The sequence below is a fragment of the Lacrimispora sp. genome (assembly GCF_032078915.1).
Classification (GTDB): Bacteria; Bacillota; Clostridia; order Lachnospirales; family Lachnospiraceae; genus Lacrimispora.
The window spans coordinates 23,304-39,803 of record NZ_DAMAUN010000012.1 but is presented as its reverse complement, the minus strand read 5'-3'; the positions used below and the strand labels follow the sequence as shown (position 1 = coordinate 39,803).

The 16,500-nt window shown below is 37.4% G+C and carries 18 protein-coding genes; all 18 read right to left on the bottom strand.

The window, feature by feature from the left end; genetic code table 11:
• The gene (locus RT269_RS07025; RefSeq protein WP_313181511.1) at positions 1 to 1,560 is read right to left on the bottom strand and encodes a hypothetical protein; all 1,560 of its coding nucleotides are present in this window, start codon (positions 1,558 to 1,560) and stop codon (positions 1 to 3) included.
• A 59-nt stretch (positions 1,561 to 1,619) separates the two neighbouring features.
• A complete protein-coding gene (locus RT269_RS07020) occupies positions 1,620 to 1,856 on the bottom strand; it encodes a hypothetical protein (protein ID WP_313181510.1) in 237 nt (78 codons plus the stop codon).
• Positions 1,825 to 2,091 carry a helix-turn-helix domain-containing protein gene (locus RT269_RS07015; RefSeq protein ID WP_313181509.1) on the bottom strand — a complete coding sequence of 89 codons (267 nt, stop codon included), beginning with the start codon at positions 2,089 to 2,091 and terminating at the stop codon, positions 1,825 to 1,827. Before RT269_RS07015 ends, RT269_RS07020 begins: the two co-directional genes overlap by 32 nt.
• A gap of 287 nt (positions 2,092 to 2,378) precedes the next feature.
• The gene (locus RT269_RS07010; protein ID WP_313181508.1) at positions 2,379 to 4,757 is read right to left on the bottom strand and encodes a VirB4-like conjugal transfer ATPase, CD1110 family; all 2,379 of its coding nucleotides are present in this window, start codon (positions 4,755 to 4,757) and stop codon (positions 2,379 to 2,381) included.
• Positions 4,758 to 4,861: 104 nt separating this feature from the next.
• Positions 4,862 to 5,473, bottom strand: a complete 612-nt coding sequence (locus RT269_RS07005; protein ID WP_313181507.1) for a PrgI family protein — start codon at positions 5,471 to 5,473, stop codon at positions 4,862 to 4,864.
• Positions 5,406 to 5,804, bottom strand: a complete 399-nt coding sequence (locus tag RT269_RS07000) for a DUF4313 domain-containing protein (protein WP_313181505.1) — start codon at positions 5,802 to 5,804, stop codon at positions 5,406 to 5,408. Before RT269_RS07000 ends, RT269_RS07005 begins: the two co-directional genes overlap by 68 nt.
• 13 nt (positions 5,805 to 5,817) lie before the next feature.
• Positions 5,818 to 6,660 (bottom strand): hypothetical protein, encoded by an 843-nt coding sequence (locus RT269_RS06995; RefSeq protein ID WP_313181504.1) that lies wholly within the window; start codon positions 6,658 to 6,660, stop codon positions 5,818 to 5,820.
• A gap of 61 nt (positions 6,661 to 6,721) precedes the next feature.
• On the bottom strand, positions 6,722 to 7,096 hold the full coding sequence (locus RT269_RS06990) for an electron transporter RnfA (RefSeq protein WP_313181503.1): 375 nt from the start codon (positions 7,094 to 7,096) through the stop codon (positions 6,722 to 6,724).
• 166 nt (positions 7,097 to 7,262) lie between these two features.
• The gene (locus tag RT269_RS06985; RefSeq protein WP_313181501.1) at positions 7,263 to 9,419 is read right to left on the bottom strand and encodes a VirD4-like conjugal transfer protein, CD1115 family; all 2,157 of its coding nucleotides are present in this window, start codon (positions 9,417 to 9,419) and stop codon (positions 7,263 to 7,265) included.
• Positions 9,420 to 9,424: 5 nt separating this feature from the next.
• Positions 9,425 to 10,552, bottom strand: a complete 1,128-nt coding sequence (locus RT269_RS06980) for a PcfB family protein (protein WP_313181500.1) — start codon at positions 10,550 to 10,552, stop codon at positions 9,425 to 9,427.
• A 45-nt stretch (positions 10,553 to 10,597) separates the two neighbouring features.
• Positions 10,598 to 10,978, bottom strand: coding sequence for a hypothetical protein (locus tag RT269_RS06975; RefSeq protein ID WP_313181498.1), 381 nt, complete (start codon positions 10,976 to 10,978; stop codon positions 10,598 to 10,600).
• A 5-nt stretch (positions 10,979 to 10,983) separates the two neighbouring features.
• A complete protein-coding gene (locus RT269_RS06970; RefSeq protein WP_313181497.1) occupies positions 10,984 to 12,177 on the bottom strand; it encodes a hypothetical protein in 1,194 nt (397 codons plus the stop codon).
• 35 nt (positions 12,178 to 12,212) lie between these two features.
• The gene (locus RT269_RS06965) at positions 12,213 to 13,634 is read right to left on the bottom strand and encodes a relaxase/mobilization nuclease domain-containing protein (RefSeq protein ID WP_331664099.1); all 1,422 of its coding nucleotides are present in this window, start codon (positions 13,632 to 13,634) and stop codon (positions 12,213 to 12,215) included.
• Positions 13,635 to 13,647: 13 nt separating this feature from the next.
• Positions 13,648 to 13,977, bottom strand: coding sequence for a MobC family plasmid mobilization relaxosome protein (locus tag RT269_RS06960; protein WP_313181495.1), 330 nt, complete (start codon positions 13,975 to 13,977; stop codon positions 13,648 to 13,650).
• 5 nt (positions 13,978 to 13,982) lie between these two features.
• A complete protein-coding gene (locus RT269_RS06955) occupies positions 13,983 to 14,504 on the bottom strand; it encodes a multidrug transporter (protein ID WP_313181494.1) in 522 nt (173 codons plus the stop codon).
• 342 nt (positions 14,505 to 14,846) lie between these two features.
• Positions 14,847 to 15,833, bottom strand: coding sequence for a DUF3991 and TOPRIM domain-containing protein (locus RT269_RS06950; protein WP_313181493.1), 987 nt, complete (start codon positions 15,831 to 15,833; stop codon positions 14,847 to 14,849).
• Entirely contained in the window at positions 15,830 to 16,396 is a 567-nt protein-coding gene (locus RT269_RS06945) for a JAB domain-containing protein (protein ID WP_313181491.1), read from the bottom strand. Before RT269_RS06945 ends, RT269_RS06950 begins: the two co-directional genes overlap by 4 nt.
• A complete protein-coding gene (locus RT269_RS06940; protein WP_313181489.1) occupies positions 16,341 to 16,496 on the bottom strand; it encodes a hypothetical protein in 156 nt (51 codons plus the stop codon). The genes RT269_RS06945 and RT269_RS06940 overlap by 56 nt, the downstream gene beginning before the upstream one ends.
• Positions 16,497 to 16,500 lie beyond the last annotated feature (4 nt).

Here is a 16,500-nt window from a genome sequence, read left to right as displayed (position 1 = left end):
TTACCCCCATTGTAAAATATCATTAATTTCTTTTAACAATCCTACATTCTTCTTTTCAATTCCTACTGTATAGCCAGAAATTTTCTTCAAATCAGACCTCATATCTGCATATGCCATAGCATATGCTTCTGCTGTTCTCTCCATCAATAAATATGCTTCTTCTATCGTCTCTCCCGCATTTTCTGCCGCTATCCACATTTCAGCCTGCTTATAGAATGTTTTCCCATTCAACAAGAAAATCTGTTCATTCATTGCAACAATGCGTTCATTTCTTAACTTGCTTCGTTTAACGCCCATTTTGACATCTGAACCAACAGCTATTGCGAATCTACCCACTCCAACAAAATTGACTTTAACTAACATGTTGGAAACGAATGCCGGTCCAACACCTCCGGACTTAACAGCAGACTCAATTGCTGCATCTGCTAAATCGATTGCTGTCATTGTTCCTGTTGAAATAGTTAACATTCTTATTACTGTTCTATTTTTAAACGGAAGCGTATTCTCCCAATTAATATTTTTTAGATCTGCAATTTTCTTTACATTATGATCGCGAATTTCCATAAAAAATCTTCTTATAAAATAAAAGCCTCGTACAATACATTCATTAATTATTATCGGTATTGCCTGCTTTCCAAGTTGTTGAGCAACACCTAATTCTGTTCGCAGATCAAACTTCAAAGGGATTAGTTTTCCATTTTCATCTCTCTTCCCTAATAGAGTTCCATTGAATAACTTAGAAATCCACACAGAGAATTCTTTATACCCTTTTTCATTCATACTTTTAAATATAGGTAACGCCGAGATTTCCTTTAATAACGATACCAAAGGACCTGGCAGCCCAGTTCCCACTTTTCCCTCTAAAATCGAGCTTGATGAACCAGCAATATCACTAATCATATGGAAGAACCAATTTACAACCCCAAAGGTCACCTTCTCTGGAAAGTTCTTACCCACCAAAATAAGATCCCCTTCCTTTAGTTCTACTATCTTAAATATTCCTGTTACATCTGTTCCATATACTTTCCCTGTAAACTGTGTTAAGAATGAAAAGAATAATCCTACCGGAGTCGGATGATGGGAAAAATCTCTAAGATGATGTTGCAAACCGCCTCCAAAATCATTTGTAGCTTTGTCTGCAGTAAGAGGAAATTTTTCTTCCAAAAATTTCACAGCTCCATATACGTCATCTCCTTCATATCCCTGCTTTTGAGCTATTTTAACCACAAAGTTATTTGTTTTATCGTTTCCCCACTCATTGGCCTTTTCTAATGAAAAATCCTCCACAAAAACGATATCTATAATACCTGCCAGCACACCGCTAGCAACTGCTACCATATAGTCTATCCCATCTGCATGGTTTGTTAATTTGTCTATATTAACATTAAGCTCAGCAATCACTTTTTCATTTTCCGCTAATTGCTCATTAATTGAAGCGACACCCTCAAAAATTCTTTGCTGCCTCTCATCCATCTCTTTTGTAAAATCGATAGTAGGTAGCACCTCAAATTCAACTGAAAAATTATCGCATGTATTCTTAAGATTCACTAAAGCCCCCATAAGTACTTCTCCCTTCGTATTTAGACAATTTATCAAATAACCTGTCCCATAATCTTCTCTTATTCTTTTTCACTTTCTAACTTATCAATTATAAATGTACACTCAGCTATCTGCTGTTGATCCATAGCAATCTCTTGTTGTAATTGTTCAACGGTCTTCATTTTCTGATTAATTGAATTGGTACGTCTCTCGATTTCTTCATGAAGATATTTTCTTACATCTTCTTTCGAAAATGACGGATCATCATATTCTTTTCCGTTTTTGTTAGCAGCTAAATAAGTAGCAGCTATACCCAACTAAAGGAATTGCTACAACTGGAGCTACCATTGCACCAATCGCAGCACCCGCTATCACTCCAGTATACTTAGGTGATGACTTAAGAAATTTTTTTAAGTCTCCTTCTGTTACTGCGTGTCCTTCTTTTCTAGAGGTTTTCTCAGCCTTTAATTTTCCGCTCCTAATCCATCTTCTTACAGTTTCAGGCTGCGTATTTAACATATCTGCTATTTGTTTTACACTGAATATTTCCATATGCACCTCTCATTTCTGTATACATATAGTACCACTTTAATATACATATTGCAATATAAAAGTAGCATTAAAGTAGTATTAAACATGTTCAATGCTCCCACATATCCTTGGCGTCCACCCGCTTTCATGCATATGTTACACAAACTGCTGGTTCTATCAATTTTCACTTTGCTAGATAATCACAATAACTTGTGCATTTCAAGCCTTATTGGACACAAGAATAAATTCATATGTCACAAGGTGTCTTCGACACCTCATGACATTATGCCATTCCATGACCTATTTCCTTAAGAATTTTTAACTGCTTCCCTCGCCTTCTGCTCCGCAATTTTCTCATGAATATTGGTATTATAAAGCTTATACAAACCTGTATCCTTACTAATCTGATTATCAAATGGAATAACTGCACTACCACACTTAATCAGTCCCATACCTGATGGACTATTTGTTACAAATCGAAGCTGTGCTTCTGACACACCAATCACCTCTGCCATTTTAGAACTGTCTGTGTTTGCCTGCTTTAATAATGCTACAAACTCAGAGTTTGCAAGCATTGTGGTTGCTGTGTAGTTCTGTAACAAATCGACGACGTTCTGCGTGATACCTGTACATAACCCACCCTGTTTTCTTACTTTCTTCCATAACTGCTGTAAATACTTTGCAGAATACTCGGAATTAAGTAAGACATGGAATTCGTCAATATAGAGCCAAGTTGCTTTCCCTCTCTTTCCATTCTCCACGATTCTCTGCTGGATACTTTCCATCATGACAAGCATGGTAATGGGCGATAATTCTGCACCTAAGTCTCTGATTCCATAGACTGTAAAGCGATTGTCAACATCCACATTTGATTGATGGTTGAAGATGTTAAGTGATCCATTAACGAACAGCTCCAGTGATAATGCGATGTCTTTTGCTTCCACCTCTGGCTGCTGATTCAATAACTCATAGAAATCTGACATAACAGGAATATACTTTTCTCTGCTTCTTGCAATATCTATATAGAGCTTTCTTACACATCTATCAATAATAGATTTCTGTCTGGAATTTAGGGAATCACCGATACACTGTTCACAAAGTCCCAGCATAAATTCACCTTTTTCCCTTACCCAACCTTTGGAATCATTCTGATCTAAGTTCCATACATCCATTGCCATAGGATTTACATAATTATCGGTATAGGTTGACATATTTACAACTGTTCCACCGTAGGTTTCTGCAATATCAAAATATTCGTTCATTGGATCAATAACTATGATCTCATCGTCTCCAGACAATAATACATTTCCCATTTCCATCTTACAGAAGAAGGATTTTCCTGAACCAGGAACACCAAATACAAATCCATTACCATTGATAAGTCTCTTACGATTTCCGATATTAATATTCTTTGATACCTGATTGATACCATAATAATTACCACCAATATCGTTAAGTTCTTGCACATTAAAAGGCATCAATACTGCAAGACTCTGGGTAAGCATGGTTCTCATCGTTTCCACCTGCCTTACTCCTATCGGTAATGCTGTATTTAATGCCTCTCTCTGTTTTAGATAATGCACATCAATGGTGCAACTGTTTCTTTTTCCAATGGTTTCGACTGTTTCACTTATACTCTCTAATTCCTTTTTAGAATCTGCCATCAGAATGATTGTCACTGCCACATAATACAGGCATTGGTCATTCTCACGCACATCATCCATGATAGTTTCAATTTCCTTCTTCTCCGTTCTCTTAGCATAGGAGATATCGGACGAGAAGTCATTGTTCTTGTTACGAACCCTCTGCTGTTTGATAATATCTGATTCAATACCCAGATATTTCTTTTGCAATACCTTAGTGGTCAAATCCTTTGGAACCGGCACTACATCAATGCTTACAATGGAGTGCACCGGAAGTGATGTTATCTCATTTAGAAATCGGTCTGACAAGCTACTCGGATACTTCTTAATGAAAAATGCCTTACAAAACTTATTCTCATCCTCGAAGCTATCTGGAAAGAACTTCATCATACCATTACTCAAATCATTTTTGAAATCACTTCCTGTTTTCTTCGCTTCTTTGATATCAAAATCCCAGCTATTTTCATTTCCAAGGTGATAAAAGTCATGAAGAATTTTTAATCTCTCATTTCCATTCAGTGATACGATATCTGCTCCCAACTCATTGAATGCCTTTCGAAGCGTTGCTTCTAATGTGGCAAACTGTGCTTTAGCTTCCTCAAAATTCTTTCGTTCAATTGTGAGTGTTAAGTATCTCTCCTGCTCAATCCCTTGTCTGCCTTCTAGAATCTTTGCTTCTATGATGTCGTTATATACTTTACGGAAGTTATCATAACCATCATCCATATACTTCAATAATACATAATGCTTTAGATCTTCCATGTTTTTATTCTTATTGTTAATTGTAATCTTGAAATTACAGTCCAAAGAATTCAAGAATTTACAGTATCGTTCAAAGATATCAATCTGCTCATCCTCATTTGTAGTGGTGTAGTTAATATCCTGAAAGCGGTAACATTTTGAATAGCGATTCTTTGCCACCTCAAAAATCCCATTTTCTGCTACTGCCATAATTTCTATTGTTTCTTGAATCGATTTCGGAGACTTATAAAGCGGTTCACTTGCTTTTTTCAGTTCCTTAAATTCATCTGTAAATAATACCATTTCTTTACCTCTCTTTCGCTTAATAGCACACCAGTCGGGAGCAATCCCGGCTGATGCCCGAATTGTCTAGACCTAAGAGGTCAGTCCAATCTATTCCAAAGTTTCTAATGCATATATTTATAAGCTGCTATACCTGCAATCGCTACTACGATTACTCCAATACAAGTAATTACGATTTTCTTTGTTTTCTTTTTCATCTCTTCAAAATCCTCCCTGCTTGCTTTATTTTCTGCTAATACTTCCTCTTTTGACTTATCTTTCTTTTTGCATATAAACTTTATTCCCTTTGCTTTCTCTGCAAATGCAAACTCCATTTCAAATTCCTTTATCGCTTGCTCTCCTTCTGTAGAAACATAAGTCAATGCCTTGTTTCCAAACATAAAATAGAATTTCCTCCTCATATATTCGTAGAAATCCATTCCATTGTATGAATAAAAGCCACCTAGAGCGATTGGTGCTACGCAAGGAATTGCAACATATGCTGCCCCCGTTAGACCAATATAGCGGTACAAAAGAAGAACCAGACCACCACCCACAACTATACTTGCAATAGAAAATACCAGCTGTTTTGCTGATAATCCTAGTGCTACTGATTCCTGATAGCGATCAATATCTTTGTTGATTTCAATTACCACTGTCGAATACCTCCTATCTGCATTTATCTTTTTCGGGTAGCTTTTCTTTTCCAATGGATTTTTCATATCCTGCCATTCCATTGGGACAAAGCTCCCTTAGTTTTTCTGGATTAAACAGATATAACGGATATTCACAGAATCCACTTCTTTGTGTTACCCCTGTAAACTCTCCAAGTTCATTTTTTTCGATAAACCTCTCAAGTTCTGGCATATTATTGAGATCAATATATCCACAATAATCCGGTGCTTTTCCACTCAGATTAACAGTGATATCTCCAAATGGTTCGGGGTATCCTTCTTCATTTATTACCAATCCAATATAAATACTGCCATTGTTCTGATAGCTATTAATATCAAAGAATACCTCTTCTTTGCTTCCCCACTGGGTTTCATATTCTAATGTCTTTTCCATGTTCCATTCCTTCCTACAATCCAAATGTCTTACTAGTTAATGATTGCGCTCCTTTGACACTTCCTACCGTCAGTGCTATAGTGAATGTCATTTCACACAGATAGATCAGTGTCTGTGCCCAATCTGCATAATTTCCTGTAAATGATGGAAGCCCAGCATTCACAAATGCATTACATACAATAATTGCAAGTGCCATAGTAACCGCCTCGAACGTGACGGATAAAAAGTATTTGCAATACGCCACTACCGTTTGGTTGACTGTTCTGTTTCCTCCCATAGTTGAAAATGCAATTGCTCCCATTGGCACAATGATCAATAATCTTAAAAACCTGAAATACACTGTGTATATCATAAAAAATCCACAAATGATGATAATAATGGATAGCAATGCCGCAAGTATTAGCATAATAAGGCTTTCTCCAAATCCTAGATTCTTAATTATGTCTGCCTGTGTGCTATCAATGGTCATTGTCGTATTTGTGCCCGCTGATAATAGATTTACCAGGTTTCCAATGGATGTGAAAAATGCTTTCATGATTGTCACATTATTCGCCACAAACCATTCAGCTAGTGCCACTCGGATGAGCATCCGAAGAATCACTTCAAATCGCATCTCTTCCCTGATGTCAACACTTTCGGAGCAAAATCCAATGACAAAGAACAATACCACCAGGGATGAGCCAACCGCTACAAAGATTGGCTCAATTCCTTCAATCACTGCCCATGGACCGCCTCCTTTAAAATTAACGGGTGATTGTCCGAGCATTGCAAAAACTAAAGATATCTGGTTGTTCCAGAATCCGAATACCATTTCTAGCAGGGAAAGAATCTTGTCTCCAAGTTTAAAAATATCCATACTTGTTTCTCACCTCTTTCTTCTGTTTGAGGGGTGTTACCACCTCCAGTGCTGCTATTTCTTAGAATCCTAAGAAAGTTAATACAGTTGAAATACCTGCCATCATGACTCCTGCTACAATACCCTTTAATGCTGAGTTCATAGTTGAAGAATCCTGCTGCTGATAAGCCTGTGCAAATTCCATAACATTCTTTGCCAAGATGATTACACCCACTGCACCAATTACTGCAATCACCAGCGTCTTCAAGTTATCAAGTGGCTGCGTAACGGCCGACGTTCCTGATGCTGCAAAGCACTGTGTACTCATAAGACTAACTGCCATTACTGCACCAGACATTGCTGGTACTATTTTTCTTTTCACGTTTTTGAATAATCCTTTCATTCCTTTTTCCTCCATCTGATTGTTATTTTTCTGAATTGTTAATCTTTCTTTCATTTGATTTCTCCTTTACAACGAAAAAAATGGGCAGTTATTATTGGCTTGCAATAATAACCACCCATTCCACTTAGGTTATCTATATGATCGGAGTTTCCTCCGTTATATTATTACTTCAGGCTTTACCTGATATATGTTGCTTTTATCTTATCCGCTTATTTATCTGTTATGCCATGAATGATTCTCTGACTTTAACCATATGCTCAACACTTGTTTCTGGATAGAAATATTCTAATATCTTACTTTGAGGGACTTTTGCAGCGATTGCCTTACGCGCTTCCTCTTTCTGCTCCTTGGTATAAGGCCAATGAATCATACGATTTGTAATTGTGTCTTCTCTCAAATTTGGTCGATTCACTTGACGCATTTCATTTATTTTTTGATTCATTTCCTCTGCATATTCAAGCTCTGCTTCCAGTTCCTGATTCAATTTTTCCTTCTGTTCCTTCTCGTCAAGTTTCGTAAATCGTTTGCTCATCTCCACATCACCAAGAAGCATAAATTCATCATAAGTCAACTTATCAATATATACGTTATCTCCATTCGCTTTTCGTTTTTCAAAATGCTCCAGTGCTTTTGCTGACAAGATTTCATAGGTTCTTCCAACTAATTCTCTCTTACCTCTGACTTTATGAATATAAGCTTTCCCCTTTCCATCTGCCGTCTGCTGAAACATTGGATGACCAAATGGAACAAACTTACCATCAATAATCGGATCAAAACCACGAATAAATACGATGCACTTTTTGTTGTCTAATTTTCGTACTTCATCTGGTGTAAATAACTCTCTACCTAAGACATCATAATTTCTACTGCTACTCCCCTGTCTTCCTCTAGTTTCTCCGCTGGATTTTTTATCAATCGTACCCTTTCCAAGGAGCTCTGAAACGTACTTATGGGTGCTTTGTTCGTTGCCTCCTAAATAGATAAAGGTGTCACAATTTCCCGGAATTGTTTCCCAAGTATCCTTGAACAAAGCCTTCAGCTGTGCAAAGTTTTGGATGATTATGATACTGCTGATAGACCGAGATCTCATGGTACTAAGCAAGCTACAATAGTCATCCGGCAAAGCAACGTTAGCAAATTCATCCAACATAAAAGTTACATGAATTGGAAGTGCACCTCCACAATTAAAATCCGCCTGATAATATAGTTCCTGAAATATCTGCGTATATAGAAGTCCTATGATAAAATTATAGGATTTATCAGAATCTGGTATCACACAGAAAAGTGCTGTCTTTGTTTCACCATCTCCATTTACTCCAATTCCTATATCAGCCAGATTCAACTCGTCTTTCGATAATAATCTCAGTACTTGCTGATTCTCTAAGTATGCCAATCTTGAATTGGCGCTGATAATAATGGAACGAACCGTGTCCCCTGCGCCTCGCATACATTTGTTGTACTGCTTTACGGCTGGATGATTAGCGCCTAAAGGTGATAACTCCTCTAGTTTTTTCATACGCTTATCAAGCATGGACATCTTGCCCTGTTCTGCAACCTCTGCCTCGCCAATCAGTTTTAATACTGTCTCAAAATTTCTTCTTGAAGCTGGTTCTACCAGCCACACATAATAAAAGATAGACTGTAGAAATAATCCTTCTGCTTTCTCCCAAAACGGATCTGATGGTGTTGACCCTTTTGGTGTCGTATTGGAAATTAGATTTGTTATCAGTTTTACTACATCCGTTTCTTCTCGAATATAAGAAAATGGATTATAACAATCTGACTTATCCATCTCCAATAGGTTAATTACTTTTACATTGTATCCGTTGTCCTTAAGCATCTGACCACAGCTTCTTAAAATTTCTCCCTTTGGATCGGTGCAAATAAAAGAACAATTATGTGGCATTTGCATGAGATTTGGCTTTACTTCATAAAATGTCTTACCAGCCCCGGAACCACCACAAATCAGAATATTTCCATTCAATTTCAATCTGCGAAAATCTAAAGACATTTTTACATTTTGACTTAAGACTCGATTAAAGTTCTCATCCTTATCGGCTAATATCTTATTTGCTCTTTGCGGATTTTCAAATCTTGCAGTACCAAATTCCTTTCCGGGCATTAGATTTCTCTGACTAGTGTAATACATTAAAATAGCCATCCCATAGATACCTATGGCAATGGCTACTGCTTTCACTGTATTCTCATTCATATAATTTGCTAAGGGTGCGGAACAGACTTCATTCAAACGATTGATAAAATCATTTAGTTCCATGCCTTTTTCCCATGCCCCACCAATCAAATAACCAAAATAACCCGCAAGGATTGCACCAACAAGAATAAAAACAACCGATGGTTTTTTCTTACTTGTCTGCATGATATCTACCTCTTTCTCATACCGGTGGTTTTAGTTGTAGTCTGCATTTTTGCAACTTCTTTGGTCTGATTTCTTTCATAATGTTCTCGAACAGCTGATTCCACCTTATCATAATGACCAGCGTATAATTCTTCGCCCTTCATGGTTGTTACAATTCGATTCTCTTCATCATAAATCTTGTAATCCTTTTCCTTATCAATAAAAGTAAGCATAGTCTTTCCTCCATGAATATCCATTGCATTCGATTTATCAAACCATACATACTTTGCATCCTTACCCCAGGTTCCTGGCACTCTCGTTTTCACTGCATGGTCGTTTTCTGCTGTAATAAGAGTTTTACTAATTGTTACATCAGAAAGTTTTAGATTCTTAGATGCAGATACTGCCCTCATTCGTTCTGCCAAATCCTGATATCCCCTGACACGATTTAAGAATGCATCTTTGTCCATCATGACCTTATGATCTCCATTTGCGTCTCTTTTATCGAGTAATCCAATGGTTTCAAGCTGCTTAATCACTCTATTCGCCTGTTCATTTCCAATACTGAAATTTTCTTTCACCGCTTCCACACTGATACTTTGCTTTTCCATTGCAAAAAGACCTACTTTTTCAATCAATCCCTCCATAACAACACCTGCTCTTGCACCATCAGAAGACATACTCTTATCGGTTTCCTTCTTTTGGTGCTTGAGAAAATCCAATAGCTTTCCTAATGATTTCTCATCTCCATTCTTTAGATAATCATCAAAGGACGCTATATTTCCAAACCCTAACTTCTGAATCATCATATTGGCTCTTGGTACTGCTTCTGTATGAAAGATAACCTCCGATAAACCATCTGCCTTTTTAACATCAGGAAGTACAGAATAGAGAATACCGTATTTCTTTGCCAGCTTCTCAACTTTCTTCATATCAGACGTTTTAAACTGCAAGACTTGTAAATCGCCACCTTTCATAAGCAGCTTTTTCATAGATGTTTTTCCAAGAGATTTTTCATAATCAAGCATTCCCTTTAAAAAGTCTATAGCTTTTTGCATTGCTCCTAAGCCACCATTTCCAACCTTCATTGCTATTTCTATCCCATCATATGCGACGCGTATAATTTGGACTGCTTCTTGTATTTCTTCTGCCATATTCGTTACTGGAATTTTCTAAACAACTCCAGCTTACCTCCTTCCTTATAAAATCTTCACTTTCTGTTTTATCTGCTCTGTATCCGACTTCCTGATTTCCTCTGCCGACACATGAATACCATATGCGCCTAATACATCAGCCAATCGATTCACTGTTTTTTCTTCTTCCAGACGATACATCTCTATTGCCACTAAGAGATTCTCAATTTGATCAACCCATTTTGGCTTTACATCCAAAGCAGCTTCATATTTCTGAATCAACGCCTTGCTGTCTTCCGCCTCTGCTGTAAATTCCTCAATCATCTTCGAAGTCAAATCAGCATCTCCTGTCTTAAATGCAAACTGGGCAATCAATTGAATTTCTTCGTCTGTTAAACTACCATGACTGTTATGAATTGCTTTGATTGTTTCTTCTATCGCTATCATGCTTCCTACTCCTTCTCATACATCGCATTTTCAAGAACTGCAATTTCAATAATTTCCTTCATCATTTCCGCAGATACATTGTTGTTAATTAGTTCCACCAGCTGCTTTTCCGTAAGTCCTCTTTCAATAGCACTCTTTAACTGCACCAATTGAGCAGGTACTAAGTCACCACTTGCCACAAGCTTTACAATATCCTGTCTGGATTTTTTCTTTACACCTAATTTCGAGAATATACTAGCAAAACCACAAGTCTTTTTTTCCGTGCGTTCAATTGGAAGTGTCTGAACCACTCTTCCATACGAATCCACCATCGGTACCGTGTAGTAAATCGGAACCCCATATCCAGAAATGTTTTGCGGAATGATTGTTGACTGTTTCTTCTCTATGCTAGGCTCTGGCACCAGAACCATTTCAGGCTGTACCGTGCTTGTCAATTTTGATTCTGCCTTAGTATCAGAATCTCGTTGTTCCATGGCTCGAAGCTGCTCTACTAATTCCTCATTCTTATCCTGCATCTTTTTCATCTCCTTTTCTTTTTGCTCAATTTCAGTGCGATATCTTGCAATTGCAGAATTTGCCTGCATAATCTGATTCTGCTGTTCATTCATTACTGTTGCTTGATGAGCATTCTGTTTTACCAGATCATCTCTGACATCTTCATCTTTTTTTGTTGATTCAAAAATCTTAAGATGTTCTGCCAGTGCATCATATCTTTTCTCCTGAAATTCAATATGAGTAATCATGGCTGATATCTGGTCAACTAGTTTCTTAACAAAATCAGGTGCATCCTCTGCCACCTTCCTTGTTTCTTTCATTTGCGCAAGTACCGTTTCATATGCTTTCTTCATTGCAGCTGGGAACTCATTTTGTCCAACTACTGCTTCGATACTATCGAGCGGGACACCTTTCTCATAAAATTCCAAGGCAATGCTCATCTGATTTCTTGACAAATGATCCGAAGTAATAACCTTAATTGCCTCTTCAGAGTAACCATTACGGAGACACTTGGAATAGATTTTCATTTGCCCAATGCTCCATTTTTTCTTATAGTACTGTTTGACCTGTTCCTCACTTAGTCCATATTCCAAATCTTCCTGTACCAGTGCTAATACTTCATCAGTATATCGTTCCAAATTTTTTAGCCCCTGCATAAATTCGGTAATATGAATATTTATTGCTGTCTTTTCTGATTGTTCCATGCGTTCCTCCTACTTCTTTCCATAAAAATAACAGCCTATCGAGCTGGCTGCTTCAAAGTTTCTTTTATTTTTTCTTTTTCGATAACATCCTCCAATATCTTAGAATCTTCTTTATCGGTATCCTTCCAAATAGACTTACCAAGATTCAGTTCCTTGACAACTGCTTTTTCCTTCTGACTTATTTCCGAAAATAACTTTTTATAATATTGCTTTAACTCCACTGTTTCGTCATAAGAGTATCCCATGCCTTTAAGCTGTTGCTCCAGATTTACCCACTGTTCATGCTCCTTTTCAAAGAAGTTATCCCCATTTTGATATGTGTTTTCACACTCTTTTAAAGCAGTCATCTGCTTAGCAATCTCAAATAACTTCTCAAACTTTTTCTGGTTACGATAAATCTTACTCTTTTCATTAGAGACTTCTTTTCTTTTATCCGTCAGATTCATAATCGTCGCTGCTAGTTCTACACTGGATTTCACATCATGCCTTGCCAAAAACAAGTATTGTTGCTGTAATTTGTGCATTTTACGAATATCATCTTTGTATTGATACACCTGACTATATGGTTTCTTCTTGAGCATACCAATCCGATACAACTTAGCATAATATCTTTTCTGCATTCCTGACATCTTCGCTCTGCGGTATCGCTTCACATGGCATCTTACAATCTGCGGTTTCACTTCTGTTTGCTGCTTCTTTAAATAAGATGACATATCTTCTTCCAAAATTCTTTGTTTAATACGTTCTTCTGAATATTCATCACCTATCGACTTACACCTTTTAAATCGACTCATTCCGGGTGGTCGAACAGCAAGATATTTTCCCTGTTTTACCTCATACCCTTTATCTTTAAGCATAACTAAGAAATCATCAAATGTGTTATTCTGCAAAATACAAGCATCCAAATCACGCTTTATCATATCTGACCATACAAACGGGCCATCCCGATTGATGCTCCAATTCTGATAGCCCCGATCCGGATCACTTTTCTCATCACCTATCTCAAGAATAGATAGTCCATACTCTTCACATAACTTATTGGTAATCGGCTGTATTTCTTTTTCCCAATCTCCTTTTTTATAGTGATACTTTCTACCGTCAATGCAACTTACGCTGTTAAATACAATATGCGAATGAATATGATCCGTATTATCATGAACAGAAAATACAACCTCATACTGATTTCTAAGGTACTGCTCTATGAACTTTTCTGTAATCTCATAGGCTGTATCTGGTGTGATTTCTCCTTCCTTAAACGAAAGTACGATATGATAGCCCTGTCTTTGATCTACCTTTCCAAATTTACGTTTGGTTTCCTTCATCTGCTCAAATGCCATATCTGGCTGACAGTTAACTCCACCAATCAATCTACCCTCCTGCGTTTTGTCAGGATTCAAAATATAATTGATACTTCGTCTTAAATGCCTTCCATGAAATCCACTACCAGAATCCTTCATATGCATCACCTTACTAATTGCCAATCATAATCACCGCCTCATTCACTGCCACATTCAATTTTTTCATATATGCTATCAGGCGTTCTTTATCTGCTTTCGTATACAATGCTGAATTATTATTTCGAACGATCTGGTTGATATTGTTTCCAATGTGATTGACCTCATTGATTAAATCTTTCAGCAATCTTCTAATTTCAGGATAATCATTCGGCTTCTGGCTGATAAGTAATCTCAGGTACTCTGCTTCATTCATATTTGCTGCGCTTGCTTTGTTGGATAGCAACTCCGCTTCCACTGGCATCAATCGCAGCGTTTTTCTTACACTATGAATACGATCTGCCAATCCTGTCACCTTCCTCTTTTATCTGTACTGTAATGATGGACTTCCTCAGAAACTGCTGCAACACTTTTCTCCACATCCTTGCCGTGGTTCAGATTACTTATGAATTCATTCGCTAATTTTACTGCCAGCGTTTCAATTTCCTTAGCATAGATTGTCCTATCAAACATTCGGTCAAGGCGAATTTCGTCTCTTTTTAAGGATTCATAACGGTTCTGTTCATTGGCAAAATCTATAAAATCTTTTGGATTATGTCTTTTTTCATCTGCATCAAGTATCAATTCGTAATTCCATTCGCATACAATATCAATTACCTCATCAATTGTGTACTCCACTACTTCCCCATCTTCTTCTGATAGATCTTTTCGTATCATATTGCCTTCCTGAATTCCAATTGCATAATCATGACCTTCCATATAGTTAAGAAGGATCTGTCCATCTTCCTTCGAAAGGTTCATCAAGATATCGTTATCTGCTAACCAACTCAATAATTCATCTGATTCTGTAAAAAGTTTCACTTCTTTTTCCATTGCTTTTGGTGCACCTCCTTATCTGTGTTTTGTACATTTTCACCCTGGCTCACGCGCCCGGATACAGACCCGAGCACGGCAAGTTACGCAATAGCGACGTCTCCGTCCTATCGCAACTTGTCAGGGGCAAAAATCCCCTGAAACCCCTTCTCTATTTCATATGGCTACACTTTTTGTAGCCAATTTTGCTTGTTGGCTGTACTTTTTGTAGCCAACTTGATAAAATGGCTATACTTTTTGTAGCCATTTTTTATCATAACAACCCTTTATCCTGCTGTTCCCTTCTCTGTGGCTACACTTTTTGTAGCCAATTTTCGTTTCTGGCTGTACTTTTTGTAGCCATCACTTGATTTTGGCTATACTTTTTGTAGCCACACCTAGATTCGGAAGTCTTGTCGCTATCAACCACTCATTAATGTCCTTATATCCCGCTGGCGGAGGAGAGTTTTCCACTTCAAAGCCTAATTCATAATACTTTTTCAACATTTCCTCTGTGGCTTTTTTTCCTGGCTCATCATTATCTAAACAAAATCGAATCATCGTAATCTGTGGATGTTCTTCTAAAAAGGTTGCCAGTGGAGCATCCGCCAACATACCAAGTGCAATCATATTACTTTCATAATCTTTCGTAATATCTACATAACTCATCAAATCAATTGCAGCTTCAAATACAACTATCCTTCCACTATTTTCGTGACTAAGATTAAATCCATATCGCTTATCATTTCCCACAACATCACATTTGAACGGTTTTCCCTCTTTGTCAAAGACTCCTCTCATACTTGCAAATCTTGTATTTCCATCCTTGTCATTTCCAAGAAAAACAATATTATGATAGTGTCTGCTTTCATAAATTAGATTTTGACTTATGAAATAGTCAATCACTTCTTTGCTAATTCCCCTCTCTTGACCCAGATAGGAATACAGGTAAGAATTATCAAGTGAAGCCACTGGTAATTGAAAATCTTTTCTTTCCTGCTCTTTTTCTTTCACCTGATACTTCAATATAGGTTCAGATCTAGCAGTTAAAATTCGCCTATAGCCTGAAAACTCCAACAGCCAAAACACTGCCGTCTTTACATCCATGCCAGCAAATACTCGTAAAAAATCGAGCTGTGAACCACCATTTTCTCCTTTATCAAATTGTCTGCTCCAACGAAACCAATGAGTTCTATCATAAATGCGGATGGAATCCATCTCTTTTAACGTGTAATACTTTCCTATTCTTTTAGGTGTATATCCCAGACTTTGTGCTACTGATACAAGATCTACACTTTTTGCTATGGTAAGCTCTTCTTCTGTAAAATGATCCTGCTCCACTACTCTCACCTACTCTTTCCCTTTTCTGCAACCAGCTGTGATTCAAAGTCTAGTTGTCTGTAATTACTCTGCAATGGAATATCCGGGCTTTTTAGCATTTCCCTAGCTCTAAGACTAAAATACTTGCTATTATCTCCACCAACAATAACATGATCAATTAATGGAATCCCCATTAAATCTCCGACCTTTATCATCCTGTCTGTAAGCCTTACATCTGCCTTTGAAGGTTCAAGGTTAGCACTGGGATGGTTGTGGACAAGCATAATTCTCGATGCATTACAAAGTATGCTACTCTTAAATATTTCTCTTGGATGTGCCACTGTTTCATCAATTGCTCCAATACTTACAATGTTACAATTAATTGGTGTTCCATCTGTTTTCAAATTAATGACGCATAGGACTTCACGATCCATTTCACAGAGATATTTTCCAACCAGGTCTACAGCATCCTCTGGCTTTGTAATTGGATGCCCCGAGCATATCGGAGCATCTTTTACAAGCCGTATAGACACCACTTCAAGCTCGAAAGGATTTATTAATGGAATCGTTGGCTTCTTGTTGCTCTTTTCCATCTTCTTCATGCTCCTTTCCAAACTCTATGTCAATTCGGAATTCACCATCTCTGCTATTTACAAGAGCCACCAATTCTTTCATTGTCATCTCCTGTTTCATAGCT

Bases quoted from the DNA above. Each gene is read 5' to 3' on its own strand.
- RT269_RS06955 (WP_313181494.1), bottom strand. From the start codon at position 14,504: ATGGAAAAAGAAGTGAAACTTTTTACAGAATCAGATGAATTATTGAGT.
- RT269_RS07015 (WP_313181509.1), bottom strand. From the start codon at position 2,091: ATGGAAATATTCAGTGTAAAACAAATAGCAGATATGTTAAATACGCAG.
- RT269_RS06940 (WP_313181489.1), bottom strand. From the start codon at position 16,496: ATGAAACAGGAGATGACAATGAAAGAATTGGTGGCTCTTGTAAATAGC.
- RT269_RS06995 (WP_313181504.1), bottom strand. From the start codon at position 6,660: ATGGATATTTTTAAACTTGGAGACAAGATTCTTTCCCTGCTAGAAATG.
- RT269_RS06970 (WP_313181497.1), bottom strand. From the start codon at position 12,177: ATGGAACAATCAGAAAAGACAGCAATAAATATTCATATTACCGAATTT.
- RT269_RS06985 (WP_313181501.1), bottom strand. From the start codon at position 9,419: ATGCAGACAAGTAAGAAAAAACCATCGGTTGTTTTTATTCTTGTTGGT.
- RT269_RS07000 (WP_313181505.1), bottom strand. From the start codon at position 5,804: ATGGAAAAGACATTAGAATATGAAACCCAGTGGGGAAGCAAAGAAGAG.
- RT269_RS07010 (WP_313181508.1), bottom strand. From the start codon at position 4,757: ATGGTATTATTTACAGATGAATTTAAGGAACTGAAAAAAGCAAGTGAA.
- RT269_RS06990 (WP_313181503.1), bottom strand. From the start codon at position 7,096: ATGAAAGAAAGATTAACAATTCAGAAAAATAACAATCAGATGGAGGAA.
- RT269_RS07025 (WP_313181511.1), bottom strand. From the start codon at position 1,560: ATGGGGGCTTTAGTGAATCTTAAGAATACATGCGATAATTTTTCAGTT.
- RT269_RS07005 (WP_313181507.1), bottom strand. From the start codon at position 5,473: ATGGAATGGCAGGATATGAAAAATCCATTGGAAAAGAAAAGCTACCCG.
- RT269_RS06975 (WP_313181498.1), bottom strand. From the start codon at position 10,978: ATGATAGCGATAGAAGAAACAATCAAAGCAATTCATAACAGTCATGGT.
- RT269_RS06945 (WP_313181491.1), bottom strand. From the start codon at position 16,396: ATGGAAAAGAGCAACAAGAAGCCAACGATTCCATTAATAAATCCTTTC.
- RT269_RS06980 (WP_313181500.1), bottom strand. From the start codon at position 10,552: ATGGCAGAAGAAATACAAGAAGCAGTCCAAATTATACGCGTCGCATAT.
- RT269_RS06965 (WP_331664099.1), bottom strand. From the start codon at position 13,634: ATGAAGGATTCTGGTAGTGGATTTCATGGAAGGCATTTAAGACGAAGT.